The organism is Thermostichus sp. MS-CIW-40 (genome assembly GCF_054058315.1).
In genome coordinates, this window is sequence record NZ_JBSSAC010000010.1 from 1 (window position 1) to 25,119 (window position 25,119).

The 25,119-nt window shown below is 58.9% G+C and carries 25 protein-coding genes and 2 pseudogenes; 11 read left to right on the forward strand and 16 right to left on the reverse strand.

Features of this window, described 5'->3' with window-relative positions; translation table 11 throughout:
- Positions 1 to 164 precede the first annotated feature (164 nt).
- From radA to trpB, 5 genes are read right to left on the reverse strand one after another with little or no spacing between them, the layout of a single operon-like run.
- Complete coding sequence (radA, locus tag ACVWXF_RS04835) at positions 165 to 1,559, reverse strand: DNA repair protein RadA (RefSeq protein WP_457473791.1); 1,395 nt, start codon at positions 1,557 to 1,559, stop codon at positions 165 to 167.
- A gap of 12 nt (positions 1,560 to 1,571) precedes the next feature.
- On the reverse strand, positions 1,572 to 2,708 hold the full coding sequence (gene aroC, locus ACVWXF_RS04840; RefSeq protein ID WP_457473792.1) for a chorismate synthase: 1,137 nt from the start codon (positions 2,706 to 2,708) through the stop codon (positions 1,572 to 1,574).
- 53 nt (positions 2,709 to 2,761) lie between these two features.
- The gene (locus ACVWXF_RS04845) at positions 2,762 to 3,526 is read right to left on the reverse strand and encodes a pantothenate kinase (protein WP_457473793.1); all 765 of its coding nucleotides are present in this window, start codon (positions 3,524 to 3,526) and stop codon (positions 2,762 to 2,764) included.
- Positions 3,516 to 4,274 (reverse strand): AMMECR1 domain-containing protein, encoded by a 759-nt coding sequence (locus ACVWXF_RS04850; protein ID WP_457473794.1) that lies wholly within the window; start codon positions 4,272 to 4,274, stop codon positions 3,516 to 3,518. The genes ACVWXF_RS04845 and ACVWXF_RS04850 overlap by 11 nt, the downstream gene beginning before the upstream one ends.
- 37 nt (positions 4,275 to 4,311) lie before the next feature.
- Entirely contained in the window at positions 4,312 to 5,589 is a 1,278-nt protein-coding gene (gene trpB / locus ACVWXF_RS04855) for a tryptophan synthase subunit beta (protein WP_011433122.1), read from the reverse strand.
- A gap of 180 nt (positions 5,590 to 5,769) precedes the next feature.
- On the opposite strand from trpB, the gene ACVWXF_RS04860 reads away from it, so the two are divergent.
- The 5 genes from ACVWXF_RS04860 to ACVWXF_RS04880 all read left to right on the forward strand — a co-directional run bounded on the left by ACVWXF_RS04860 (position 5,770) and on the right by ACVWXF_RS04880 (position 10,961).
- Positions 5,770 to 6,129: a hypothetical protein gene (locus ACVWXF_RS04860; protein ID WP_414375464.1), complete on the forward strand. Its 360-nt coding sequence runs from the start codon at positions 5,770 to 5,772 to the stop codon at positions 6,127 to 6,129.
- A gap of 259 nt (positions 6,130 to 6,388) precedes the next feature.
- On the forward strand, positions 6,389 to 6,931 hold the full coding sequence (locus tag ACVWXF_RS04865; RefSeq protein ID WP_457384328.1) for a hypothetical protein: 543 nt from the start codon (positions 6,389 to 6,391) through the stop codon (positions 6,929 to 6,931).
- Between the two features lie 48 nt (positions 6,932 to 6,979).
- Positions 6,980 to 7,543: a helix-turn-helix domain-containing protein gene (locus ACVWXF_RS04870; protein WP_457473795.1), complete on the forward strand. Its 564-nt coding sequence runs from the start codon at positions 6,980 to 6,982 to the stop codon at positions 7,541 to 7,543.
- Positions 7,543 to 9,135, forward strand: coding sequence for an Hsp70 family protein (locus ACVWXF_RS04875; RefSeq protein WP_414344370.1), 1,593 nt, complete (start codon positions 7,543 to 7,545; stop codon positions 9,133 to 9,135). The genes ACVWXF_RS04870 and ACVWXF_RS04875 overlap by 1 nt, the downstream gene beginning before the upstream one ends.
- 347 nt (positions 9,136 to 9,482) lie before the next feature.
- Positions 9,483 to 10,961 carry a 1-acyl-sn-glycerol-3-phosphate acyltransferase gene (locus ACVWXF_RS04880; protein ID WP_457473796.1) on the forward strand — a complete coding sequence of 493 codons (1,479 nt, stop codon included), beginning with the start codon at positions 9,483 to 9,485 and terminating at the stop codon, positions 10,959 to 10,961.
- Between the two features lie 55 nt (positions 10,962 to 11,016).
- Here the strand turns inward: ACVWXF_RS04880 and ACVWXF_RS04885 are convergent, their stop codons facing one another.
- From ACVWXF_RS04885 to psbE, 8 genes and pseudogenes are all read right to left on the reverse strand, one after another.
- Entirely contained in the window at positions 11,017 to 11,283 is a 267-nt protein-coding gene (locus ACVWXF_RS04885) for an ARPP-1 family domain-containing protein (protein WP_457473797.1), read from the reverse strand.
- Positions 11,284 to 11,585: 302 nt separating this feature from the next.
- Positions 11,586 to 11,699, reverse strand: coding sequence for a photosystem I reaction center subunit VIII (locus ACVWXF_RS04890; protein WP_011433114.1), 114 nt, complete (start codon positions 11,697 to 11,699; stop codon positions 11,586 to 11,588).
- Positions 11,700 to 11,737: 38 nt separating this feature from the next.
- Complete coding sequence (locus tag ACVWXF_RS04895) at positions 11,738 to 12,208, reverse strand: photosystem I reaction center protein subunit XI (protein ID WP_011433113.1); 471 nt, start codon at positions 12,206 to 12,208, stop codon at positions 11,738 to 11,740.
- Positions 12,209 to 12,351: 143 nt separating this feature from the next.
- Positions 12,352 to 12,585: pseudogene (locus ACVWXF_RS04900) on the reverse strand (transposase); the annotation flags it as partial.
- 129 nt (positions 12,586 to 12,714) lie between these two features.
- Positions 12,715 to 12,834 carry a photosystem II reaction center protein J gene (locus ACVWXF_RS04905; protein WP_011433112.1) on the reverse strand — a complete coding sequence of 40 codons (120 nt, stop codon included), beginning with the start codon at positions 12,832 to 12,834 and terminating at the stop codon, positions 12,715 to 12,717.
- Positions 12,835 to 12,975: 141 nt separating this feature from the next.
- On the reverse strand, positions 12,976 to 13,101 hold the full coding sequence (locus ACVWXF_RS04910) for a photosystem II reaction center protein L (RefSeq protein ID WP_011433111.1): 126 nt from the start codon (positions 13,099 to 13,101) through the stop codon (positions 12,976 to 12,978).
- 5 nt (positions 13,102 to 13,106) lie between these two features.
- Positions 13,107 to 13,238, reverse strand: coding sequence for a cytochrome b559 subunit beta (gene psbF, locus ACVWXF_RS04915; RefSeq protein ID WP_011433110.1), 132 nt, complete (start codon positions 13,236 to 13,238; stop codon positions 13,107 to 13,109).
- 76 nt (positions 13,239 to 13,314) lie between these two features.
- Positions 13,315 to 13,560: a cytochrome b559 subunit alpha gene (gene psbE, locus ACVWXF_RS04920; protein WP_011433109.1), complete on the reverse strand. Its 246-nt coding sequence runs from the start codon at positions 13,558 to 13,560 to the stop codon at positions 13,315 to 13,317.
- A 309-nt stretch (positions 13,561 to 13,869) separates the two neighbouring features.
- Between psbE and ACVWXF_RS04925 the strand changes: the two genes are divergently transcribed.
- On the forward strand, positions 13,870 to 15,555 hold the full coding sequence (locus tag ACVWXF_RS04925) for an S-layer homology domain-containing protein (protein WP_457473798.1): 1,686 nt from the start codon (positions 13,870 to 13,872) through the stop codon (positions 15,553 to 15,555).
- Positions 15,556 to 15,573: 18 nt separating this feature from the next.
- Here the strand turns inward: ACVWXF_RS04925 and ACVWXF_RS04930 are convergent, their stop codons facing one another.
- Positions 15,574 to 17,301 carry a Ppx/GppA phosphatase family protein gene (locus ACVWXF_RS04930; protein WP_457473799.1) on the reverse strand — a complete coding sequence of 576 codons (1,728 nt, stop codon included), beginning with the start codon at positions 17,299 to 17,301 and terminating at the stop codon, positions 15,574 to 15,576.
- A gap of 192 nt (positions 17,302 to 17,493) precedes the next feature.
- On the opposite strand from ACVWXF_RS04930, the gene thrS reads away from it, so the two are divergent.
- Together thrS and ACVWXF_RS04940 are read left to right on the forward strand one after the other, a co-directional pair.
- The gene (gene thrS, locus ACVWXF_RS04935) at positions 17,494 to 19,305 is read left to right on the forward strand and encodes a threonine--tRNA ligase (RefSeq protein WP_457473800.1); all 1,812 of its coding nucleotides are present in this window, start codon (positions 17,494 to 17,496) and stop codon (positions 19,303 to 19,305) included.
- A gap of 107 nt (positions 19,306 to 19,412) precedes the next feature.
- Positions 19,413 to 19,742: pseudogene (locus ACVWXF_RS04940) on the forward strand (heme ABC transporter ATP-binding protein); the annotation flags it as partial.
- Here the strand turns inward: ACVWXF_RS04940 and ACVWXF_RS04945 are convergent.
- Positions 19,710 to 19,889 carry a hypothetical protein gene (locus tag ACVWXF_RS04945; protein ID WP_457473801.1) on the reverse strand — a complete coding sequence of 60 codons (180 nt, stop codon included), beginning with the start codon at positions 19,887 to 19,889 and terminating at the stop codon, positions 19,710 to 19,712. The pseudogene ACVWXF_RS04940 and the gene ACVWXF_RS04945 overlap by 33 nt on opposite strands.
- Before the next feature lie 131 nt (positions 19,890 to 20,020).
- Between ACVWXF_RS04945 and fmdA the strand changes: the two genes are divergently transcribed.
- From fmdA to ACVWXF_RS04960, 3 genes are all read left to right on the forward strand, one after another.
- Positions 20,021 to 21,226, forward strand: a complete 1,206-nt coding sequence (gene fmdA, locus ACVWXF_RS04950) for a formamidase (protein WP_414341590.1) — start codon at positions 20,021 to 20,023, stop codon at positions 21,224 to 21,226.
- Between the two features lie 40 nt (positions 21,227 to 21,266).
- Complete coding sequence (locus ACVWXF_RS04955) at positions 21,267 to 21,542, forward strand: FmdB family zinc ribbon protein (protein ID WP_041438561.1); 276 nt, start codon at positions 21,267 to 21,269, stop codon at positions 21,540 to 21,542.
- Between the two features lie 314 nt (positions 21,543 to 21,856).
- Complete coding sequence (locus ACVWXF_RS04960; RefSeq protein ID WP_457473802.1) at positions 21,857 to 23,404, forward strand: ABC transporter ATP-binding protein; 1,548 nt, start codon at positions 21,857 to 21,859, stop codon at positions 23,402 to 23,404.
- Here the strand turns inward: ACVWXF_RS04960 and malQ are convergent.
- A complete protein-coding gene (gene malQ, locus ACVWXF_RS04965; protein ID WP_457473803.1) occupies positions 23,401 to 25,002 on the reverse strand; it encodes a 4-alpha-glucanotransferase in 1,602 nt (533 codons plus the stop codon). The genes ACVWXF_RS04960 and malQ overlap by 4 nt on opposite strands.
- Positions 25,003 to 25,119: the final 117 nt, after the last annotated feature.

The window sequence follows — 25,119 nt, forward strand, 5'->3', positions numbered from 1 at the left end:
ATCGCGTTAGCGGGACGGAGTCCAATCGCGTTAGCGGGACGGAGTCCAATCGCGTTAGCGGGACGGAGTCCAATCGCGTTAGCGGGACGGAGTCCTTGCTTGGCCTTTGGAGATAGGCGCAGCAGAGCCCAGCAGCCGGCGACGGGTGGAAGGCAAGGGGATGTTCACTCTGCGCTCTGGGAACCGGGCAGAGCCACCAGCAGGGCTTCCAACACCCGCTGCACCCGACTCAGGCGCAGGCCGTGATCCGACAACACAGGGCTGTTGGGGATGATGGCGTGGCGAAACCCCAGTTTGCTGGCTTCTTTCAAGCGCTGCTCCAATTGGGCCACCGGGCGCACCTGCCCCCCCAGTCCCACCTCGCCAATCAGGACTGTAAAAGGATCCACTTGGCGATCCCGGAAGCTGGCGGCCACAGCCACTGCCACCCCCAAGTCGGCAGCCGGCTCGGCTACCTGAATGCCGCCGGCAGAGGCGATGTAAGCATCGTATTTGGAAAGCGGGATCCCCACCCGTTTTTCCAGCACAGCCAAGATCTGCAAAAAGCGGTTGATTTCAATGCCGGTGGAGGTGCGGCGGGGGGAGCTGTAGCTGGTGGGGCTGACTAGGGCCTGCACTTCCACCACCAAGGGGCGGGTGCCCTCGCAGGCGACGATGGTGGCTGTTCCGGGCATGGCCTGATCCCGGCTACTCAAAAAAAGCTGCGAGGGGTTCTCCACCTCCACCAAGCCAGAGGCGGTCATCTCAAAAACACCCATTTCCTGGGCTGCCCCAAAGCGGTTTTTGACGGCGCGCAATAGGCGGTGGCTTTGGAAGCGATCCCCCTCAAAGTACAAGACCGTGTCCACCAAATGCTCCAGCACCTTCGGCCCGGCCAGGGATCCGTCTTTGGTGACATGGCCCACAATGAGCAGAGCCACCCCCAGTTTTTTGGCCAGCCGCATTAACAGGCCGGTGCATTCCCGCACCTGGGAAACGGATCCCGGCGCCGAGGTGAGTTGCCCCCAGAAGATGGCTTGAATGCTGTCGATCACCGCCACCTGCGGTTGCAGAGCCTGGATCTCCGCCACGATGGCCTCCAGGTCGGTCTCGGCCAAGAGGTAGAGCTGCTCGCTTTCCACCCCCAGCCGCTCGGCGCGTAGCTTGATCTGCTGGGCTGATTCTTCCCCCGACACGTATAAGATGGGCCCGCTCTTGGCCAGGTGGGCAGCGCTCTGCAGCAGCAGGGTGCTCTTGCCAATGCCCGGATCCCCGCCAATCAACACCAGGGATCCCGGCACAATGCCACCTCCCAACACCCGGTCAAACTCGCCATAGCCGGAGGAGAGGCGAGGGTGGCGATCTGAGGAGACCTGGGAGAGGGGGAGGGCCGACCGGGGGATCCCATTGGCGCGGTTGGACCTAGGAGCGAGGGCTTGGGCCCGTGGGGACTTGGCCGCTGGGGCGACGACCACTTCCGTCAGGGTGTTCCAGGCGCCGCAATGGTCGCAGCGGCCCAAAAACTTGGCATAGCGCTCGCCGCACTGGCTGCACTCCCAGACGGTTTTGGCCTTGGCCATAGCCGGGGACTCCTAGGCCTGGGGAGCAGCGGCGACAGGGAGGGGCACCTCCGGCAAGACCAGGGATCCGCACTGGGCGTGGTGGCGCAGCAGATGGTCGCAGAGGACCAGGGCCACCATCGCCTCCACCATCGGCACTGCCCGCGGCAAGACACAGGGATCGTGGCGTCCCCGCGCCGCCAAAACCGTCTCTTGCCCATTGAGGGTGACGGTGTTTTGAGGCTGGCGAATGGTGGCAGTGGGCTTAAAGGCTACCCGCAGGACGATGTCTTCGCCGTTGCTGATGCCCCCCTGGATGCCGCCGGAGCGGTTGCTGCGGGTGTGCCAGCCGCCGGGGGTCATGTAAAACTCGTCGTTGTGCTGCTTGCCCGTCAGGTAGGTGCCGGCAAACCCAGAGCCGATCTCAAACCCTTTGCTGGCCGGCAGGGACATCACCGCCTTGGCCAAGTCGGCCTCCAGCTTGTCAAACACCGGGGATCCCAGCCCGCGCGGCACCCGGCGGGCTACACACTCCACCACTCCCCCCAGCGAATCCCCTTCCCGCGCCGCCTCCTCAATTTTTTGGATCATGGCCGCCGCCGCTTGGGGATCGGGGCAGCGGACGATGTTGGCCTCCACCTGCTCTGCAGTTACCGAGCTGGGATCCACCTGGGCTTCCACGTCTTTTACCCGCTGCACGTAGGCCAGGATCTCCACCCCTGCCGCTAGGCGCAGGATCTTCTTGGCAATGGCCCCGGCAGCCACCCGGCCAATGGTTTCTCGCGCTGAGGCCCGTCCGCCCCCCTGCCAGTTGCGGATGCCGTACTTGGCCTGGTAGGTGGCATCGGCATGGGAAGGGCGGAAGGTGGTGGCCATCTCCTGGTAGTCCTGGGGGCGGGCATCCTGGTTGCGCACCAGGATGTGGATGGGGGTGCCCAGCGTAAAGCCCTGAAAAACCCCGGAGAGGATCTGGCAGCGATCCGCTTCCTGGCGGGGCGTCGTGATGGGGCTCTGGCCAGGACGCCGCCGATCCAGCTCTGCCTGAATGTCGGCCTCGCTCAAGGGCAGCCGCGGCGGGCAGCCATCCACCACCACCCCCACCGCCCCCCCGTGGGACTCGCCATAGGTGGTCACGCAAAACAGGACACCGAAGGAGTTGCCGTTGGCCATGGGATCCCCAAGCAAGAAGCCGTTACTCGCAGGCGGCTGGGAGAGACTGTTTTCTATTCTGCACTAGGGGAGTGGCGGGCAGTGCGGTGCAGCTGGCGGCAGCCGGAAATTCCCCGCAACACCAGGTGGGGATCCCAGCGCAGCTCTGGGTCAAGCGGGCCCAAGTGAGGGTGGAGCCACTTCCCATCCCCGCCGGTCAGCAGCAGGGGGCCTTGGGGAAAGCGGCGACGCCAGTCGGCAATGAACTCGCGCAAGCCAGCCAAGAGGGTGTGGAGGATGCCGCTGCGGATGGCAGCCACGGTGTCGTTGGCCCAGCGAGGGGGCAAGGGATCCTGCGGATCCCACTGCACTTTGGGCAGCAGGGCTGTGTGATCAGCCAACGCCTGCGCCTGCAACCCCAGGCCGGGCAAGATGGCCCCTCCCACCAGGGATCCTTCAGAGTCAGCTCCTGTGAGGGTCAGGGCAGTACCCGCGTCGATGACCAAACAGGGCCAGCCGTAGTGGATCCCAGCAGCCCACAGGGCCAAAGCCCGATCCAGCCCCAACCCCGGGTAGGGATCCCGCAGCGGCACCTGCGACAGCTCCAACTGATGCACCCAGGGCGATGCTGGCGGCAGGGGGGCAGAGCCCACAGGAGCCAGCCACAGCTCTGTCTGCTGCGGCCAGGACAAGGGCTGGTGAGCAGGAAACCGCTCCACCTTCACCAGGGTCTCCTCCACAAACCAACCCCAGCGCACGTGAGTGTTGCCCAGCACGGCTGCCAGCCACTCACGACAACAGTGCGAAGCGTTGAGATCTGCCCCCTCCTCAAAACTCATGCAACAGCTCTGCCTCCACGCGAAACAGCTCCACCGGCTGGTCGGCAGGGATCCCGGCCAACCTCTTAGCGGTAGCAAGCTGCCATTCTGTCGTCAAAGCCTCTCCCGGCAGCAACACCGCTCCCCGGGTTCCAGAGCGGACAAATAGGCCCATGCGGGTGGGATCCACCTGCTCCACAGCGGCAAAAGGACTCCGTCCCGCCGACGCAATGGGCACCACCCGCCGCACAATGGCTACCTGAATGGAGGCCGACTCCAGCTCCCCGGGTTGCAGAGGTACGTAGCGCCAATCGCGGGTGACTGCCCCCACCGCCGCCCGGATGGTGGCCCTGACCAGGTCCTCGCCGCTGGGATCCAAGCTGCCCCAGCAGCCGCGGGGCCGACCCTCTGTACTCACCGTTACAAAAACCCCCGCAGAGCGCCGCCAGTGGGGCGGGATCTCCTCTGGAGGTGGCAGCACCTGGCCGGTGGCGAAGTAGTAGGCAATGGCCTGACGCGCCAGCGCCGGCAGGGTGTCAGGGAGAGGTTGTCGCCGGCTGGGAGAGGGGATCCCTGCTGATCGCGTTAGCGGGACGGAGTCCTTATTGAACTCCGTCTCGCCCGTGCGGTTGTGCCAGCGGTGCGGACCACCCACGGATCCCGTCCACAAGCCCAGCCCCGCAGCCAGGAGCAGGCCGATCGCGTTAGCGGGACGGAGTCCTTGAAGACCCAGCAATCGAACCGTGAAGTGAACTCGGCAGGTGAACACCCAAGAGAATCCCGTTGGTGGTCACAACAACCGTACTCTAGAAGCTACGTCCCCGCTGCTGCAAATACTTGAAAACGGTGTTTAGATCCTTGTCGCCGCGCCCAGAACAGTTGACCACCACCCGCTGCTGAGGGCCGATCGCGTTAGCGGGACGGAGTCCTTGCTGCGGGGCCAAAGTTTTCAGGTAGGCCAGCGCATGGGCCGTCTCCAGCGCGGGGATGATCCCTTCCAGCCGCGACAGCAGCAGCAGCGCTTCCACCGCTTCGTCGTCAGTAACCGCGTAGTACTCGGCCCGCCCGATTTCTTTTAGGTAGCTGTGCTCTGGCCCCACGCCAGGATAATCCAAGCCAGCGCTGATGGAGTGGGCCTCCTGCACCTGACCTTCTTCATCCTGCAGCAGGTAGCTCATCGCCCCGTGCAAGACCCCGATGCGACCGCGGTTGAGGGTAGCGGCGTGGCGGGGCGTGTGCAGCCCTTCTCCGGCAGCTTCAATGCCGATCAGCCGCACCTGGGGATCCCGGACAAACTCGTTGAACAGCCCCAGCGCGTTGGATCCACCCCCCACACAGGCCAGCAACACATCCGGCAGCCCTCCCCATTTTTCCTGGCACTGCTGCCGCGTCTCCTGGCCAATGACATCGTGAAAGGCCCGCACCAGCTTCGGGTAAGGGTGGGGCCCCGCCACCGTGCCGATGACGTAGTGGGTGGTCTCCACGTTGGTTACCCAGTCGCGGATGGCCTCGGAGAGGGCGTCTTTGAGGGTGCGCGTGCCCGATTCCACTCCCCGCACCTCAGCGCCCAAAAGGCGCATCCGCTGCACATTGGGGGCCTGCCGCTCCATATCCAGCGCCCCCATGTAGATGACGCATTCTAGGCCAAAGCGGGCGCACACGGTTGCCGTGGCCACCCCATGTTGGCCGGCGCCAGTCTCGGCAATGATCCGCCGCTTGCCCATGCGCACCGCCAGCAGCACTTGGCCAAGGGCGTTGTTGATCTTGTGGGCGCCGGTGTGGTTGAGATCTTCCCGTTTGAGGTAGATCTGCGGGCCGCCGTAGTATTCGGTTAGCCGCTGGGCAAAGTAGAGGGGGCTGGGCCGCCCAACAAAATCCCGCAACAGGTTGTGAAACTCGGCGCGAAAGTCGGGATCCCGCCAGTGATGCTCAAAGGCTTCCTCCAGCTCCGTTAGGGCGCTCATCAGGGTTTCCGGCACAAACCGACCCCCAAACGGCCCAAACCGCCCCTGGGGATCCGGACGCACTTGAGGGTCGAGAGGATCCAAAACACGAGGGGAAAAAGCAAAAGAAGCTGAGGTCATGGCAGAGTCCGTCCGGGCCTTGTAGCCTGCAACTAGAGAGAGGCTTTCCCATTCTACAGAAGGAAGGGGCGATGACCAGTCTCGCCTCTCTTCTTCTGCCGTGGGATCCCGAAAAGTTGTTTTGAACAAGGGTCTTCCCAGGATTTTTAAGATAAGGCCGTCCGATTTTGAGGCGGCCTTATGGACAAGCATCTGCAAGAGTTGCTCCAGCAAGAAGATCAAAAGCGCAGAGATGAAGAGGTGCGGCGCACCTATGCCCTTTCTCAAAAGTCCGAGGGGATGGTGATCCTTCTGTCTATTCTGCTTGCCTTCGGAGCCTACCTCTACACGCGGCGGTGGAAAGCTTTGATGGTTTTTCTGGGCTGGTGTTTCTTCCTTGGCGTGTTGTTTAGCGACGACGAGGGAGAGGTTTCCCTACCCGGACTGTTTCTGGCCTCCACCTGGGCAGCAGTAGACAACTGCGGCGCTATCCAGCGGGCAAGAGAAGAAATTGAACGGCTGCGCTCCGGCCAAAACCCTGATGTTGATCGGCAAACTTAAACTTGGTCGACAAAACAAAATAGTGGCCCAAAAATCGGTATTTTATTTCAAACTCTCGAAAAAGATGCTATACCTACTATTTCAAGTGGCACCCAGATACAAGCGGCGCAACCGACCCATTCTCAACGGCAGTGAAACTTGGATTCCTATTCCCTTTGTCTTTTGGGAAAGAGCTTGGACAAACCAAATTCTGTCCCCCTAGGAGAGGGGCTGGAGGTGAGAGAGCTTAGGATAGCTACAGATTAGAGCAATCAAAACCATGAAGTCTGCTGCTCGCCTAGCTTGTCTGCTTGCCGGACTGATCCTAGGAGCGGGGATCCCCGTCATTGCTCCCGCCCCTGCCCTTCCCGTTGCCCAAGCCGGTTTCCGGCCCTATCTCAATGCCCGTTTCGGCTACCGCATCGACTACCCGGCAGACTTCATTCCGCAAGGGGAATCGGACAACGGCGATGGCCAAGTGTTTCTCGGTCAAGACGGGGCTGAGCTGCGCGTTTGGGGTGGGTACAACATTTTTCAAGCAACGCCCGCCAGCGCCCTGCAGGAAGAACTTCGCCGCAGCCGGGAAAACCAGCGCCAGGTTACTTACCAAACCGTTGGCCGGGATTTCTTCGTGGTCTCCGGCTACGAGCCCGTTCGTGTCAGCGGTGCGGAGCCCTTTGGCCAGCGGATTTTCTATCTCAAAACAGTTGTCCGCCCTTCGCTGCAAGCTGGCTTTGAGTTCGTGTACCCGGCCAGCCGGCGCGAGCGCTATGACCGAGATGTGGAAGCTATAGCCCGTTCCCTGCGCCTTGCCGATCCCTGAGCTAGACCCAAGTTGGGGCATGATCGTAGGGATCCCTGGCAAAACCCAATGGCCGAGAGACCGCTGGATAGTTGGCTGCAGGAACGCATGCGGGTTGTTGGCCTGTCTTCTTGGCGCGCTTTACAGGCCCAAGCGGGGATCAGCCGCCGCGCCCTTGATCAGGTGCGCCGAGGGAAGTGGGGATCCCTGCGCCTGGAGCAACTGCGAAAGTTGGCTGCCGCTCTGCAGTGGGATTTGGGATCCCTACTGCGCCTCAACGGGAATGACAAAATGGAATCCACCGATTCCTCAGAAGTCCTCTTCTCTCTGCTGCAGCCGCTGCTGACCAGCTACCCCACTGTCCGCCAGATTGCCCAGCGCAAGCCCGATTGGCCGGCCCAAAACGTGACAGCTCTGTTTCGCTCCTTAGACGCTCTGCTGCAGCGCTGGGGGTATGAGCCCATCGGCAACCCCCTGGAGTCCGTCCCCTTTGATCCGCAACGGCATCAGCCGGATCAGCCGGATATTCAGAAGGGGGATCCCGTTTACATTCGCTTTGTCGGCTACCGCCGCGGTGACCACATCCTCTGCCCAGCCAAAGTCAGCCGTTCCCTGCCTGGAGGATTGAGCTGATGGCACCTGCCCCCAAAGCGACCCTAGCCATTGATTTTGGCACCAGCAACACGGTGGTGGCAGTTTGGGATCCCGCCCAAGCAGTGCCCCGTCTCCTCACTCTTCCCGGCCTCTCTCGCCCAGACCACTCGGCTATTCCCAGCTTGGTCTACGTGAAGGGAAAAGGCCAGCTCCTGGTGGGGGAAACCGTGCGCGCCGGTCGGTGGGGGGCAGTGGATCCGCAACGGCTGTTTCAGGGGTTTAAGCGGGACTTGGTGGCGGAGTTTGTCCCTCCGCCGCGAGTTCTAGATGGAGAGCGCTACGACGCCGAGAGGGTGGCCCAAGCTTTTTTGCAGACGGTGATGGAAGCTGTCCCGAAAGAACACCTGCAGCCGCAACAGCTGGTGTTCACCGCCCCTGTCGGCTCTTTTGAGCGCTACCTCAATTGGCTGCGGGGAGTGGCCAGTGCCTGTGGCTGGGATCCCGTTCAAATTGTCGATGAAGCCACGGCAGCAGCCCTGGGCTATGCGGTTGGCCAGCCGGGATCCCTAGTGCTGGTGGTGGATTTCGGCGGCGGTACCTTGGATCTCAGCTTGGTGCGCACCCTCGCTCCCCAAGCGGGTAGCCCTGTCCTCAAAGCGGAGGTGATCGCCAAGGCCGATGCCTATGTGGGCGGGGTGGACATCGACATTTGGATTGCCGACTACCTACTGCAGCAACTGGGGCTAAGCCGACAGCAAATTGGAGCTCTGGGCTGGCTCAACCTCCTGGAGCAGGCGGAACAGCTCAAGATCGCCCTTTCCACTCAGATGGAAGCGGTGGGCAGTTGGTTTGACGACGAAGCCCTCACTGCCCATGAGTTGAAGTTAAGCCGGCAGGAGCTGGAAGAGATCCTGGAAGCTCGTCAGCTTTTGGATCAAATCCGCCAGTGCCTAGACGACGTTCTCCTCACCGCCCAGGCGAGGGGATTGGGCAAGAACCAAATTGAGCAGGTGCTCTTGGTAGGAGGCAGCTCCCAACTGCCAGCAGTTCAAGAGCTGCTGCGCTCCTACTTCGGCAAAAAGAAAGTGCGCTGCGAACGCCCCTTCGATGCTGTGGCCCTGGGCGCCCTGCAGGTGGGCCGCCAGGTGAAGCTGGAGGATCGCCTGCACCACAGCTATGCCCTCCGCCTCTGGGATCCCTTGCAGAAAAGCTACATCTACTACCCCCTCTTCGAACAGGGCAGCCCCTATCCCTGCCGACGGGCTGAGCCCTTGATCCTGCAAGTGGCCAACGACGGACAAACGGAGATTCGCCTAGAGGTGGGAGAAGTGGCCCAGGTAGTCCAGTCGGAAGTGGTTTACGACGAGCTGGGGCGGATGAGCAGCCGGCAGCTCACCCGGCAAACCGATTTCCGATCCCTAGCTCCTCTTGGATCCCTGCCCATTCGCCTCAGCGAGACGGAGTCCTTACCGGTTTGTCTGGCCCGTTTGCAGCCCCCTGGCCGCGTGGGAGAGGATCGCCTTCGCGTCGAATTTGCCATTGATAGCTCGCGGCGCTTGTTGGTCACCATCACCGACCTGCAAACTCAGGCGCTCTTGGCAGAGGCCCAGCCTGTAGCCACCTTGAGTTAAGAGACGAAAGTAGAGAGAAGAGAGCGTCTTCACTGCAACGGAAGACAAAGAAAGTAATGTAAAGGGCACGACATGGCCACGATTCCCAACTCTCATCTCCCCTTGTGAGAGAGGGGTCGGGGGCTTGAGGAGAGTAGAGAGCGGTTGCGCCGACGGCGTGGGGTCTCAGGGGAAGGATCTCAATCATTGATATTGTTGATATTGATTGTTGATATTGATTATTGATTGAGAATGGCTGCATATCCAGTGATCTCTGTAGCGACTTGATGAATAATCTGAGCGATGGGATATGAATCTGATTTGCGTTTAACTACACTTCTTCTCTTGAGCTACCTTGGGAACAAATCTTGCTCTTGTCACCACCGCCCCATTTTGCCCGTCCTCCCCTCGACTTTATTCCGCCCGCCTATAGCGCCTGGGTGCTACGGCTCGTCCACGGGATCCTGCCCCTGCTCTTGCGGGTGAGGGTGCGGCGCTGGCTGCCTTCCGGCATTGCCAAAATCGAGGCCACAGGGGCGGAGATCTTGGCGCGGCTCTACCACCAGTTCCAGGAGGGTCAAATTCGCCTAGTCCTGGCTTTCCGACATGTGGAGGTGGATGACCCGCTGGTGGGCCTGTACGTTCTATCTCGCCTGGTGCCCGAAGCCGCCCGTCGACAAGGGATCCGCCTTCGAGAACCCCTTCACGCCCATTTTCTCTACGACCGGGGCATGCCCCTCTGGGGAGGGGAATGGCTGGGGTGGCTGTTGTCTCGCCTGGGCGGGATCCCTATACGCCGCGGTCGGAGGGTGGATCGGGTGGCGCTAAAGGCGGCCCGGCAACTGCTCCTGGATGGGCAATTTCCCTTTGCAATCGCCCCAGAAGGAGCCACCAACGGCCACAGCGAACGGATCAATCCCCTGGAACCGGGAATGGCTCAGCTGTGCTTTTGGTGCGCCGAGGACCTGGCCAAAGCTGGTCGCTCAGAGACCGTCATTTTGCTGCCCATTGGCATTCGGTACTACTACACGGATCCCTCCTGGACGAAGCTGGAGCGCCTGCTGGCGCGCCTTGAGCACCTGAGTGGGTTGACGCCTCCGAAGCCAGAGCCAAGATCCTCCAGGAGCCCCAACCTTCGCTACACCCAGCGGATCTGCCGCCTAGCCCAGCATCTCCTGGGACAACTGGAAGCTTTCTACGACCTACCTCCCTTCATCTCTGGGAGAGATGAAGAAGAACCACGGATAGAGCAGAGGCTAGCCCCTGGCCACTTTAACGCTCGCCTGGAGCGGCTGCTCCACAGAGCCCTGGAAACCGCAGAGACCTACTTTGGCCTATCTCCCCAGGGGGATTGGAACAGCCGCTGCCGCCGCATTGAAGAAGTCGCCTGGATCCAGATTTACCGAGAAGAATTGCGGCATCCTGGATCCCTGTCTCCCCTGCAGCGGGGGTTGCTCGACTGGAAAGCCCACCAGGCAACGCTCTACCTGCAGCACATGCGCTTGGTGGAAAGCTGTGTAGCCGTCCAGGAAGAGTATTTGCTGAGCAAACCCTCTTTTGAGCGGCTGGCAGAAACTGCCCTCATTCTATTTGATGTGCTGGCCCGCCTTCGAGGGGAATCCTACCCAGCCCGCCCTCGCCTAGGCTGGCGGGGGGTTCACGTGACCGTCGGGGATCCCATCTCCGTTAGCGAGCGGTTAGAGCGGTATTGCCGAGGCCGCCAGGAAGCCAAACAGGCGGTGACCGAGCTAACTCAGGATGTTTTTTCTTTCCAATTTCTTTTTCCAATTTCTTTTTCCAATCTTTTTCCAATTTCTAGGGATCCCCCAAAGGGGGAACCAGCTTAGGTGAGAAGCCTGGCACTACTGCCGAGAGACTGCCGAGAGATAAACCACCTTCCCGTCATGGAACAGAGCTGAGCCTTGGTCGCCCCGCTGGGACTCTGCTCGGTACTCCCAGCAGCAATAGGAACTCACTGTGGTTTTCCACAACCAGGTGAGGTACTGCTCCGGCCTCGCTCACCTCGGTGATGGTTGCTTCCTGGGTTTGCAGATCTGGAAGGCGATAGGCAACTTCCTGCTCCCCCTGAGAAAAGAGAGGGAAAACCTGGAAACTGCCCTCTTGAATGGGATCGCCTATACGCAGGGTTGGAAAGTTAAGGCTGGCCATCGACTCCTCCTTCTTAAAACTTAAAAGGGTGTTGCAGAAGCTGCCCTTCCCCTTGTTGGCTTGGGATCAGCTCGCCGGATCCTGCTCCAATCTAAAGTCCTTTGGAAATGCTCCCTTCCTAAAAAAAAGAGGTGAGGGGACAGCCTTCGCCTTTCGGGACTCTGGTAGCGCGGCTGGAAATCATCCTGACCAAAAGAGAGGGATCCCTAAAAAAGGGATCCCTGCCTCAATATCTGGGGTTGATCTCTAGCCTGAAATAATTGAAATTAATCAGCACTAGTGAGTATCAAAGCACTCCGGGACTAGTCCCGCTCAATGTACAAAAAAAGCACTGCCATGCCCACTGCAGGAAGCAGCCAACCAACAATGGGGATAAAAATCCAAGGAAGATAAGCAGCAGCGTAAGAACCGGTCATGATTTTGCTCCTCTCAAGTGACTTGACAAACTTGACAACTAATTTACCAGCCCTCGAAAGATGGCGTCGATCCCGGCAAAGTTCTCCAGCAGGAAATAGGCAGCGAACACGCCACCCATACCTCCCAAGAAAAATCCTGCCGTCAGATCCCCCCAACCCCGAGCTGTAGCCAGAGGAGCGGCCCCCGGTGTTTCCGGCTTGTTTCCGAAGGTAACGCTGCCATAGGCCGACATGCAGGCGGTTCCCAGCAGCACAATCGCCATCGCCGTAACCAGCCCGCCTAAGTTAGCTGCCTCAGGGTAATCCCGCAGCGGCCCCAGCACAATTTCTGGCCCTACCAAGAAATAGCCATGGGCCAGCCCAATTTCTAGACCCCGCAACAGCGGCGATAAGCCAGGACGGTTGATGGGGAGATTGTTGATAAACAGACGGGTGACAGGAGAATCGCTGATGGGCGTCGAAAGATGCCCCTCGCAGGGATCGTCGTTAAAGGTGCGAATGTAATCCATGTCCGAATGTCCTGCCTGGAATTTTGCGATTCATTCTACGGGGCCTAAGTTACCCTCTCGGCAACCACCACCCGGATCGTTAAAAAAGTTCATGCTCTCTTAACACAGAGATAGCTCTTGTGACATCCTCTCAACACTCACCCTAACAACCAGTTGGCTGTCTTGTAGTGGAAATCCTTGCGCTGATTGGCTACTTTGAGATTGGCCTTCGCCACTCGCCTTAAGGCTTTCTTACGGCGGTTTGACCCTTGCTTCTTGCGGGATAATGACCGCTGTAATCTCTGTAACCGCTTTTGTGCTTGGCGATAATACTGGGGAACTGGAACAGACTCCCCTGCATTGGTCACCAAAAAGGATTTCAACGTGATGGGTAGCCCCGGAAAAAGTGGTAGATACAACAGCATCGAGAGGCCTAACTGAATTCAGCTAGGCCATAAAAACCATGCGGCTTTGTACCCCTACCTATTGCGGGCTACTACCAGACTAACAGACTAAAAACCTCAAACTTACAGGCTCGAGCCCAAGCCCACATAGGAGCCATAGAAGAAAAGCCCAACTACCGTGATCACACCCAAACCGGCAACCACAGCCACTATCCACAAAGGGATCCTTGCTTGACTGGTCATAGCAACTGGTCTCCAAAAAAGACAGAACTAGCAGCAATTACATTCTCAGTAAACTTAGCAAAGGGGAGCAAGGGCTAGCCAAAAGCCAGCATTGTCCCCTGCGCTCTTTCCCAACTCCAAGAGCAGAGTGGGATCCTGGCCTCAGTTGAGAAAGTAGCTGGAGAACAACAGCCCAACCACAAACACCAGCAGCAAACCCAAGTAAAGGGAAGTGCGGTTTAGCTCGACAGGTTGGGAGTTGGGATTCCTTTCGGGTTGATCAGCCATTGGGTTCACCGTTGAATAAACTGCATTGCAGCAATAGCTCCCAAGAAGAAAACCGTTGGGATCGCCAAGGTATGTACCGCCAGCCAACGGACGGTAAAAACAGGGTAAAAAACGGGTTCATCAGATTTAGTGGCCATAGATATCACCCTACGCAAAAAGCTCAATCAACTTACAAATTGCAACAACGAATAGTCCACTTACCCACGGGCACTCCTAGCGAGTCAGCCTCTCCAGCTCCTCCAGAGCATTGAAGCGATCGCTAACGATCGGCAACTCCTGGCGCTCTGCCGTGAAATACTCATTGGGGCGCGGGGTGCCAAAAATATCATAGGCCAGGCCGGTGCTCACAAAAAGCCAGCCTGCCAAAAACAAAGCGGGAATGGTCAGGGCGTGAATAACCCAGTAGCGGACACTGGTAATGATATCGACAAAAGGTCGCTCTCCGGTGCTGCCAGCCATGAAACTCCTCCCTAGGGTAGGGGCAAAAGTGCTTTCTGAACTTTCTGAGTCTATAACACAATGATAAGGATTTGGATGCACAACTACAAGTTACGAGACCCTTGCTTAGGCCCTTTGCTGTCAAGCCGGATCCCGTCTTGCATAGGTAAAATCTCCTAAGGGATCCCTGCGGCGAACCTTCTTACCCGAGTTTTCAGAATCTCACTGCCAAAGGGCGCAATCCCAAGGGGCATCGAGGGCTTGAGGATGGGGCGGAAGTTTGAGATAAGCTGGCCCTGAGGGGATGTTGTTGGAACAGGAGTGACAGCTATGCGGTGCTCGTGGCCCCTAGCTCTGAGCTTGTGTTGGACGCTGGGCTGGTCGGGTATCAGCTTGCCGGCTTGGTCCCAAGGGGTGGAGCAGCAAGCCTCGCTGGCCTGGACCGACCCCTACGTGGCGGCTCTGGAACGTCAGACAGATGTGGTGATCACCCAAGAACCCCTGTCAGCCACCCTGACCCGTCTGGAATTGGCCCAGTGGCTGACGGAGTTTTTCGGCTACATTCCCAATCCCAACCAGGTGCAGGAGATTCGCGACCTGGAGCCCAACACCCCCGACTATTGGACTGCCCAAGCCGTGCTGCAGGCGGGGGCCATGCGCCTATACGAGGGCAACGAGTTTCGCCCGCAAGGGGATATCACCCACCTGGAAGCCCTGGCCATTTTGGTGCGGGCTCTGCAATTGCCTGCTCCCACCCAGGCCGACATTGAGCGCTGGATGGCTCTGTACACCGATGCGGCTGATGTGCCGGAGGTAGGGCGGGCTTTTGTGGCCATGGCAGGCGAAGCGGGGCTGCTGGTGAATGTGCCGGATCCAGCTCGTCTTCAGCCCAATCGCGTGCTGAGGCGAGCAGAAGGGGCGGTGTTGTTGCATCAGGCCCTGGTGTATCGCGGTCAGCTTCTGCCCTTGCCACCCCCTGTGGCCCAGTTGCGTCCCTCCCCAGCCCGGGTGGCCGAGACTGTCCAACCCGAAATCTTCCAAACGCGGATCACTCCCGAGGGAGGAAGTGTTCCTGCAGGGGGAACCTTGACCATTGAAGCGCAGGCCACTCCCAACGGCAGGGCTACGGTTGATATCGGCGGCGTGGTTCAGGGTCTGCCGATGCAGGAGGTGCAGCCCGGCTACTACCGCGCAGTTTATAGCCTTGGTCCTCAGGATGCCGTCTTTGGCCCCGACATCAGTATTCAGTTGACCCTCAATGGCGTCAGTACCCGCGTTCAACGGCGGCTACCTCAACTGGCCTTGGGCAATGTTGCTCCTCCGCCAGTGGAATCAGTATTTCCGCCCCCAGCTCCTCTGCCGCAGCCAGCCCCTCTGACTGCAGCCGGCAATCGCTATCCGCGCATTGAGGCCATTCGCTTGGATCCCCAGCGCGACTTGGTGGAAGGGGACATTCTCACCATTGCCATTTGGGGGGAATCTGGAGGGATCGCCCAGTTTGATCTGGGGAATCTGGCCCTGAACCAGCCGATGCGGGAGGTACGACCCAACCACTACGAAGGCACCTACGTGGTAGCCCCCACCCACCAGGCCAACAATCCCACCTTGAGGATTGTGCTCACCAAGGACGGCCTCAGCCAGGAACATCGGGAGATTTTTCCTTTTTCCATCGATGGCTCCAGAGGAACCCGCTCCACCATTCAGCCGGTTTCCGCACCCGTCGCCACGGGACTGCCCCAGATTTTCAGTGTCACCACCAACAGCACCAATCTGCGCATGGGAGAAATTCTCAAAGTCACCATGCGAGGGGATCCGGGGGGGCGGGCTGCTTTTCGGATTGTTGGGGTAACGCCGGAAGTCGAAATGCGGGAGGTGGCGCCGGGCCTATACGAAACCCAGCAGCAGTTGCCCTTCAACATGCAGCCGGTCAACAACGGCATCATCGAGGTGATTTTGCAAAGAGGGGGCCAAAAGACCACCCAAACCAGCCCCTCGCCCATTACCATCGCCCCTTAGCTAGGATCCCCGAGAAGGCTAAACTGCTGCCTCAAAGGGATCGGCGCTGCGCTGGATCTGGGTAGAGAGCTTGGGGATTACCTGCAGGTTGAACTGTTGCTCGAAGACTTTTTTCTTCTCGTTTAAGCTCCACAACTCTAGGGCACAGTCGTCCTTGGGATGCCTGGGATCCAAAATCAACTCCATGCGGCGGGGGCCTTCTCCCAGGAGCTGAAAACGGCAGTGCAGGGCTTGAATGGCCTGCAGGCGGCGGCGATCCAAAGCACAGGCTACGCGCAGCAGGGGGCTCAGTTCCAGCACCACTTGGCGATCCCGCTCGTCGCTGAGGCGCTGGAAGTTCTCGTGCTTCTTCTTGGGGGGCGACTTGCGGTGGTAGCGGGCCAAGTTGGCGATCACCTCCACCTCTTCTTCGTTGAAGCCCAAGAGTTCTCCATGGCGGATCAGGTAGTAGGAGTGCTTGTGGTGGGCGGCATGGCTGATGAAGTGGCCGCAGTTGTGCAGCATGGCCGCCGCCCAGAGAAGAGCCCGCTCCCGGGATCCCCAGCCATGCAGGATGCCGCGGGTTTGATCGAAAAGGCTGAGGGCAAACTCGGCCACCCGCTCGGCATAGGGGATCTCCACCTGGTATTTTTCCGCCAACTTGAGGACGCTGCGCCGCCGCACCGAGCTGTGGTAGCGCAGCCGATCCTCAATCAGCCCTTGGCCGATCATCCAGTCCACGATCAGCCCTTCCCGCAGAGCCCGTTCGCAAAACTGGATCCGCTCCACCCCCAGCAGGGTCATCACTTCTTCCAAGATGACCGCCCCGGCTAGGATGATCTCCCCCCGCCTTTCCCCCAGGCCGGGCAGCTTTTGCCGTTCGGCCACCGTGAGGGAGCGCAGCTCTTTGATGTAGCCGCGCAGGGCTTCCAGGCTGAACTCATACCCCTGCAGGCGATGGGGGAGAGCGCCCAACCGACGGCGGGCATCCAACTGGGCCAGGCACTCGACGGTGCCAGAGGTGCCCACCAAAGGCAGGGATCCCTGTTGTTGTGAAGAGGCAAGGATCCGCTTCATCTGTTCGATGGGGGATTCCAGCATGCCGCGGATGTGCTGGCGCAGGGCTTGCAGTTCGGCAGAAGTGGGCGGGTCGTGGTGCAAAAAAGCCTGGGTCAGACGCACTGCCCCTACCTTGACGCTGCGCAGAAACTCCGGCTCTTGGCCATTGCCCAAGATCAGCTCTGTGGAGCCACCGCCGATATCCACCACCGCGTGCATCCGGTTGTGGAACTCCATCGCCGAGAGCACCCCCAGGTAGATGCGGCGGGCCTCTTCCTGCCCCGAGATTAACTCCACCCGCAGGCCCAGCTCCCGTTCAATCCGCTTCAAAAACTCCAGCCCATTGGGGGCCTCGCGCACAGCACTGGTAGCCACGGCAACAATATCCTGCACCTGAAAGCTCTCAGCAATGCGGCAAAACCGCTCCAGAGCCGTCCGGGCCCGTTCCATAGCTGCAGGCGTGAGGGCGCCCGTCTGGCTGCAAAACTCCCCCAGCCGCACGGTGGCTTTTTCGCGGGAGATGATGGTGAAGCTGGGGATACGGGGATTGATGCGCACCACCACCATGTGGAGAGAGTTGCTGCCCACATCGATGGCGGCCAGAACGGGGGCCGCCCAAGATTCAGAACGAGAAGCCGGGCTGGTTTCGGAAACTGGGGAAGCAGAGGTGACAGAGCGTTCCGTGAAGTTGGTGGGCGAAGAGATCATGGCTCGGGTAAGGGGGTCAACCCCTTTAGGATACTGTGTACTTTCCCCCCTTGTTCCGGGCCGAGTCGTGAGGTGAGGTTCGCGGTTGACTCGGCAAACAGGGGAATTGATTAGCTGGGGATCCCTGCCGTTCTCGCCCCAGCCTAAGATAGGGACACAGTATTTGATTTGTTTGTTTCAAAGCAGGTTCCGATGTCTCAGCCAGCCGAATCACCTCAGAAGGCCAACAGCACCCTCAAACTGCTGCGCACTCACGAGTCTCCCAAACTGGAGCGCATCCGCCACACCACTTCCCATGTCCTGGCTATGGCGGTGCAAAAGCTGTTTCCCAAGGCCCAGGTGACCATCGGCCCCACAACCGACTACGGCTTCTACTACGATTTTGACCATCCCGAGCCCTTCACGCCGGAAGATCTGGATCGCATCAAAAAAGAGATGCAGGCAATCATCAAAAAGGGCCTGCCGGTGATCCGCGAGGAGGTGAGCCGTGAAGAGGCCAGGCGCCGCATCGAAGCCCTCGGAGAACCCTACAAGCTGGAGATCTTAGACAGCATTCCCGAAGGGGAGGTCATCAGCATTTACCACTTGGGGGATGAATGGTGGGATCTCTGTGCTGGTCCCCACGTGGAAAACACCCAAGAGCTCAACCCCAAAGCTTTCGATCTGCTCAGCGTGGCCGGCGCTTATTGGCGGGGGGATGAAACCAAGCCGCAGCTCCAACGCATCTACGGCACCGCCTGGGAAACTCCAGAGGAGCTGAAGGAATACAAGCGGCGGCTGGAGGAGGCCAAACGGCGGGATCACCGCAAGCTGGGCAAAGAACTGGGTCTCTTCCTGTTTTCCGATGAAGTGGGTCCGGGCTTGCCCCTTTGGACTCCGAAAGGAACTACCCTACGCTGGGTGCTGGAGGATTTTCTCAAGCAGGAGCAGCTCAAGCGGGGCTACCTGCCGGTGGTTACCCCTCATATTGCCCGTGTGGACTTGTTCAAGATCTCCGGCCACTGGCAAAAGTACCGGGAAGATATGTTCCCCATGATGGCGGAGAATGAGCAGGCGCGTGCGGCTGAACAGGGCTTTGTCATGAAGCCGATGAATTGTCCTTTTCACATCCAAATCTACAAATCCGAGCTGCGATCCTACCGCGATTTGCCCCTACGATATGCCGAATTCGGCACCGTCTATCGCTATGAGCAATCGGGGGAATTGGGAGGTCTGACGCGAGTGCGTGGCTTTACGGTGGACGATGCCCATTTGTTTGTTCGCCCCGATCAATTGGAGGAGGAGTTTCTCAAGGTTGTCGATCTCATTTTGGTGGTCTTCGACAAGCTTAAACTCAAAGATTTTCGCGCCCGCCTCAGCTTCCGCGATCCCAAGTCTGACAAATATCTGGGATCCCCTGAGGACTGGGACAGGGCCGAGAATGCCATCCGTCGCGCTGTAGAGAAGCTCTCGATGCCTCATTTTGAAGGGATCGGCGAAGCAGCCTTCTATGGGCCAAAGCTGGATTTTATTTTCCGCGACGCCCTGGATCGGGAGTGGCAACTGGGCACGGTGCAGGTGGATTACCAAAACCCACAGCGCTTTGATCTGCAATACGTAGCTGAGGACGGATCCCGGCAACGCCCGGTGATGATCCACCGCGCTCCCTTTGGCTCGCTGGAGCGGCTGATTGGGATCCTCATCGAAGAATACGCTGGGGATTTTCCCTTCTGGCTGGCCCCGGAACAGGTGCGTATTTTGCCCGTTTCCGATCAGTATCTGGGCTACGCCACCCAGGTGCGGGATCAGCTGCGAGAGCAGGGGATCCGCGTCCACATCGATGCCGACAGCGATCGTTTGCCCAAAAAAATCCGCAATGCCGAGAAGGCCCGGATCCCTTTCATGCTGATCGTGGGGGAACAGGAACAGGCGGCAGGAACGGTGAGCGTGCGCCAGCGCCATGGACAGGAGCTGGGATCCCTGACGGTGGCAGACTTCCTGGATCAGGTGCAGGCGCTCAACTAGCCGGTTGCGGCAATGGAGGGCAGTGGAGTTTTCAGAACTTGAGGATCCCAGATGCCGGGGAGCTCAAGAAAGGGCCTGAATGTCCCTTTCTAAAGAAAAGCCAGCCGACGGCCGTGTTGACGGCCCGCCGCTATTCTGGGGGCAATGCCCAGAAGATCGTTGTGGGGCGGGAGCTTTCCTGTGGATCCAAGGTGCTGGTGGCTGCCCAACCGACGCGGGGGGTGGATGTGGGGGCCATCGAGGCCATTCATCGGCGCATCCTGCAGGCGCGGGATCAGGGCATGGGGGTGCTGCTGGTGTCGGCGGATTTGAATGAGGTGATCAGCTTGTCGGATCGCATTTTGGTGATCCATGAGGGCCACCTGGTGGGAGAACTCACGCCTGAAGAGGCCACCGAAGAGCAGCTAGGGCTGCTGATGGGCGGGATCCAGCATTAGACGAGGCCGGGGGCAGCTTGAGAAGGAAGATCCTGCCGCTCGTTCTTGGGCTAGGGCTGCTCGCCGTTGTTCCAACTCTTGAGGAGAGATGCGCCCGTAGGTGACGCTCATCTCGGCCAGGCGCTGGATCATGTTCTGCCGCAGCATCTCTTCGCGGTAATTGTAGATAACAGCACTATGAATTGTAGCTCTTACTACAGTATTAGCTTCTCTATTGGAGATAGGCTTTTGTGCATTCAAAGTCTGACCGCAGAGTGATGACTCAAGGATAGGATCCCATGCCCAAAACGCTGTTTAAAGTTGACCTGACTAAGCCAATGGATCAACAGGATCTACCGGGTCACAACCGCTGGCATCCTGATATTCCCGCTGTGGTTTCTGTAAACCCTGGCGAGGTATTCCGAATTGAGTGTAAAGACTGGACGGATGGGCAAATCAAAAACAACGATGATCCTTCCGACATTGAGCAGGTTGACCTAAGCGTTGTCCATGTTTTGAGTGGGCCTATTTGGGTTAACGGCGCCCAGCCTGGAGATATCCTGGTTGTCGATCTGTTAGACATTGGGCCACTGCCGGGAGACGAGTGGGGGTTTACAGGTATTTTTGCCAAAGAAAATGGAGGGGGATTCCTCACCGATCATTTTCCCAACGCGGCCAAAGCCATCTGGGATTTTCAAGGCATTTACACCACTTCCAGACACATTCCCCATGTGCGCTTTGCCGGCATCATTCACCCCGGCCTCATTGGCTGTGCCCCATCTCACGAGTTGCTGGCGGCTTGGAATAAGCGGGAAGCTGAGCTGGTCGCTTCGGCTCCCGATTTGCGCACTTACGGCGCGGGGCTATCCGGCAATCAGCCTGTGCTGGCCGCCTTGCCCAATCCCAAGAACGCAATTTTGGGAACTTTGCCCAAGTCAGAGTATGAGCGGGTTGCTGCTGAAGCGGCTCGGACGGTGCCCCCGCGAGAGCACGGCGGTAATTGCGATATTAAAAACCTGTCTAAAGGAACACGGATCTACTTCCCGGTTTACGTGGAGGGTGCCAAGCTGTCGATGGGAGATATTCACTTCTCGCAAGGGGATGGGGAGATCTCTTTTTGTGGCGCTATTGAGATGTCGGGCTACATCGATCTCCACGTCGATCTAATCAAGGGTGGTGTTGAGAAGTACGGATTGGTTAACCCCATTTTTAAGCCCGGCCCTGTTGAGCCACGTTACTCGGAATACCTTGTGTTTGAGGGCATTTCTGTGGACGAGCTTACAGGTAAGCAGCATTATATGGATGTTCACATTGCCTATCGACGCGCCTGCTTAAATGCCATCGAATATCTGAAAAAATTCGGCTTTACGGGAGAACAAGCTTATCTGCTGCTCAGTTCTGCACCGGTGGAGGGCAGAGTGAGTGGGATCGTCGATATTCCCAATGCTTGCTGTACGGTGGCTGTTCCTACGCAAATCTTCGACATAGATATTCTCCCTAGGTGAATGTTATCCGATGCCTCGTTCAAGGGGGTGGAATAGGAAGATGCCGCTGTATGAGTTTAAGTGTCAAACCTGTGGGGAGTTTGAGGTATGGCGGCCCTTATCTCAATATCGAGATCCGGCCTATTGTCCTTCTTGCAATCAGGAAGGGAAACGTCTCATTTCAGTTCCCATGGTTCAGCTTTCCAGCTCTTTGCCTATTTCAAAGGGGGGAAGAGAACCCAAACTGATCAAGCGTGAACAGCACTCAAATTCTGATCCAAACTCGCCAAAATATCGCTCCCAATCCTGTGGGCGACCTTGGATGTTGCACCATTAGTTATTAGACATAGTTGTTTCAGGCTAGGGTAAGACGCCTGGGCTATTGAAAAAAGCCTTCTGGCCCCGTGCATTATTGCTCCGCAGCGCTATTGCTATGCCTACGGCACCCTGACGGGAACCGCAACGCTGACGCGACGATGCGACGACGTAACGACGTGACCAACGTTTTAGGTGTGGGTGCAGTGTCCCAGTTTGAATCGAAATGACCATAGTGCTTAGAAAAAGAGAGACTCTCACAATACCCCCAGAAATGCTTTCCTCTGGCATGGCAGTTCACAACCTATGCTGGAAAAGGCGTTCAAGAAGCACCTCATGAGTGGGCCTGATCCTTCCTTGGCAGAGGGATCCCATCGCAGCGATATCGCCCTTCGTTTACAGGGGATCACCAAGCGTTATCCTCTGGTGTTGGCCAACGACCACATCGATCTGGAGGTGCGTTGGGGAGAGATTCTGGCGCTGATGGGGGAGAACGGGGCGGGCAAGTCTACCCTGATGAAGATCGTCTATGGGTTGGTCAGCCCGGACGAGGGATCCATTCAAGTGGATGGGCAACTGGCCAAAATTCACAGTCCCGCCGATGCCATTCGGTTGGGAATTGGGATGGTGCATCAACACTTTATGTTGGTGGATCCCTTGACGGTTACGGAAAACGTGGTTCTTGGGGCCGAACCCGGCCATCTTTTTCAGGTCGATTTCCGTCGGGCCAGGGCTGAGGTGGCTCAGTTGATTGCCGAGATGGGCTTCCATCTGGATCCCGACGCCAGAGTGGAGGATCTGCCGGTAGGCCTACAGCAGCGGGTGGAGATCTTGAAAATGCTCTACCGCAAGGCCCGCATCTTGATTTTGGATGAGCCGACGGCAGTGTTGACTCCGCAGGAGGCAGGCGAGCTGTTTGCGTTTTTGCGCCGCTTTGCCCGGCGGGGGGGAGCTGTCATTTTCATCAGCCACAAGCTGAAGGAGGTAATGCAACTGGCCGACCGCGTCACCGTCATTCGGGATGGCAAGGTGGTGGCGACGTTGCCCACTGCCCAAACCGATGCCCAGGAACTGGCGCGGCTGATGGTGGGGCGGGAAGTCAGTCTGACCGTTGAAAAAAAGGCCGCTACCCCTGGGGAGGTGTTGCTGGATGTGCGAGATCTGTGGGTGGATATACCGGGGCGGAAGCCGGCGGTGGCGGGGGCGAGCTTCCAGGTACCTGCCGGCGAGATTGTGGGCCTTGCCGGTGTGGAGGGAAACGGCCAAACGGAATTGGTGGAGGCGATCACCGGCTTGAGAAGCTACCGCGGCCAAATTCGCTATGGAGCCGGATCCCTGTCTGCTTCGGCCCGACAGGTGCGTTGCTGGGGTCTGAGTCATATCCCCGAAGATCGCAATGTGAGAGGTTTGGTGCTGGATTTCCCCACCCGCGACAACCTGATCCTGGGGGATCACCATCAAAAGCCGTATACCGGCTGGTTGGGATTTTTTCGGGAAGAGGCCATTGACCAACATGCCCGCCAGGTGGTGGAGAGCTTCGACGTTCGCCCCCGCAGCATTTCCCTGACGGCCCGCCGCTATTCTGGGGGCAATGCCCAGAAGATCGTTGTGGGGCGGGAGCTTTCCTGTGGATCCAAGGTGCTGGTGGCTGCCCAACCGACGCGGGGGGTAGATGTGGGGGCCATCGAGGCCATTCATCGGCGCATCCTGCAGGCGCGGGATCAGAGCATGGGGGTGCTGCTGGTGTCGGCGGATTTGAATGAGGTGATCAGCTTGTCGGATCGCATTTTGGTGATCCATGAGGGCCACCTGGTGGGAGAACTCACGCCTGAAGAGGCCACCGAAGAGCAGCTAGGGCTGCTGATGGGCGGGATCCAGCATTAGACGAGGCCGGGGGCAGCTTGAGAAGATCCTGCCGCTCGTTCTTGGGCTAGGGCTGCTCGCCGTTGTTCCAACTCTTGAGGAGAGATGCGCCCGTAGGTGACGCTCATCTCGGCCAGGCGCTGGATCATGTTCTGCCGCAGCATCTCTTCGCGGTAGCGCCAGGCCCAGTTGTTCTCGGTGGTGCCGGGGAAGTTCATGCGCGCCTCTGCCCCCAAGCCCATCACATCTTGCAGGGGAATGATGGCCAGATCGGCTACGGAAGCAAGGGCTAGGCGAATGAGATCCCAATGGATGCCCTCGGATCCCTGGCAGCCCAAATAGCGCAGCAGGTTTTGTTTTTCCCACTCCGAGCGATCCGGGTCATTAAACCAACCCACCACCGTGTTGTTGTCGTGGGTGCCGGTGTAAACGACAAAGTTGCGCTCATAGGCATGGGGCAAATAGGGGTTATCGGGCCCGGAACCAAAAGCAAAGAGCAACACCTTCATGCCGGGCAAGCCAAATTGATCCCGCAGTTGCAACACCTCCGGCGTAATGTCTCCCAGATCTTCGGCAATCACCGGGATTTCCCCCAACTTGTCGGCCAGGGCCTGAAAGAAATCTGCTCCCGGCCCTTTTTGCCACTCCCCTTCCACAGCCGTTTCCGCATCGCCTGGAATGGCCCAGTAGCTCTCGAAGCCGCGAAAGTGGTCGATGCGCACACAGTCCACCTGCTTGAGGATGGCCTGGATGCGCCGGATCCACCAGTCGTAGCCGCGAGCCTTGAGCACCTCCCAGTTGTAGAGGGGGTTACCCCAGCGTTGCCCAGTAGGGCTGAAATAGTCGGGCGGCACACCGGCTACCTGCAAGGGCTGTCCCCGTTCATCCAGGTGAAACAGCTCCCGGTTGGCCCACACGTCGGCACTGTTGGGGGCAACGTAGATGGGCACATCCCCAATGAGCCGCACTTGATGCCGATGAGCATACTCCCTTAGGGATCCCCACTGCTGGGCAAACAGATACTGCCAAAACATCTGCTCGGTAATGGCATCGGCATAGCGATCGCGAGCCTCTTGCAAAGCCGGCGGATCCCGTCGCACCAAGGCCGGATCCCATTGGTTCCACTCTTGCTCGCCGTACACATCCTTGAGGGCCATGAACAGGGCATAGTCGGGCAACCAATCGGCTTCGGCAGCACAATAGGCTTGGAAAGCTTCCCAGTCGGCGGCGGACGCTTTTTCTTTGAAGGTTGCCCAGGCGCGGTGCAGCAGGCCCAGCTTGAAGGGGATCACGGTTTCGTAGTCCACCCGGCCCCTATCTCCCGCCTGGATGGCCGGCCATTGGGGCAGATCCTGCCAACTGTCGGGCTCTAGCCAGCCGGCTTTTACCAACAGCTCCGGGCTGATGAGCAGCGGGTTGCCGGCAATGGAGGAAAAGCTCATGTAGGGGGAGTTGCCCCAGCCGGTAGGTCCCAGAGGCAGCACCTGCCAGAGGCGCTGGCCGCTCTCCACCAGAAAATCCACAAACCGGTAAGCAGCCGGCCCCAGGTCGCCGATGCCAAATGGCCCCGGTAGCGAGGTGGGGTGCAAGAGGATCCCGCTGAGTCTGCCCATGCGCATGGCCAAGCCCTTTTGCTGAAGGTGGCTTCACCGCCTATGCTGTCACTTCCAGAGCCACGATGAACAGCTCCAGACAAGACAAAATCGGCACAAAGCCAAAAGACCCCCTTTTCCGCC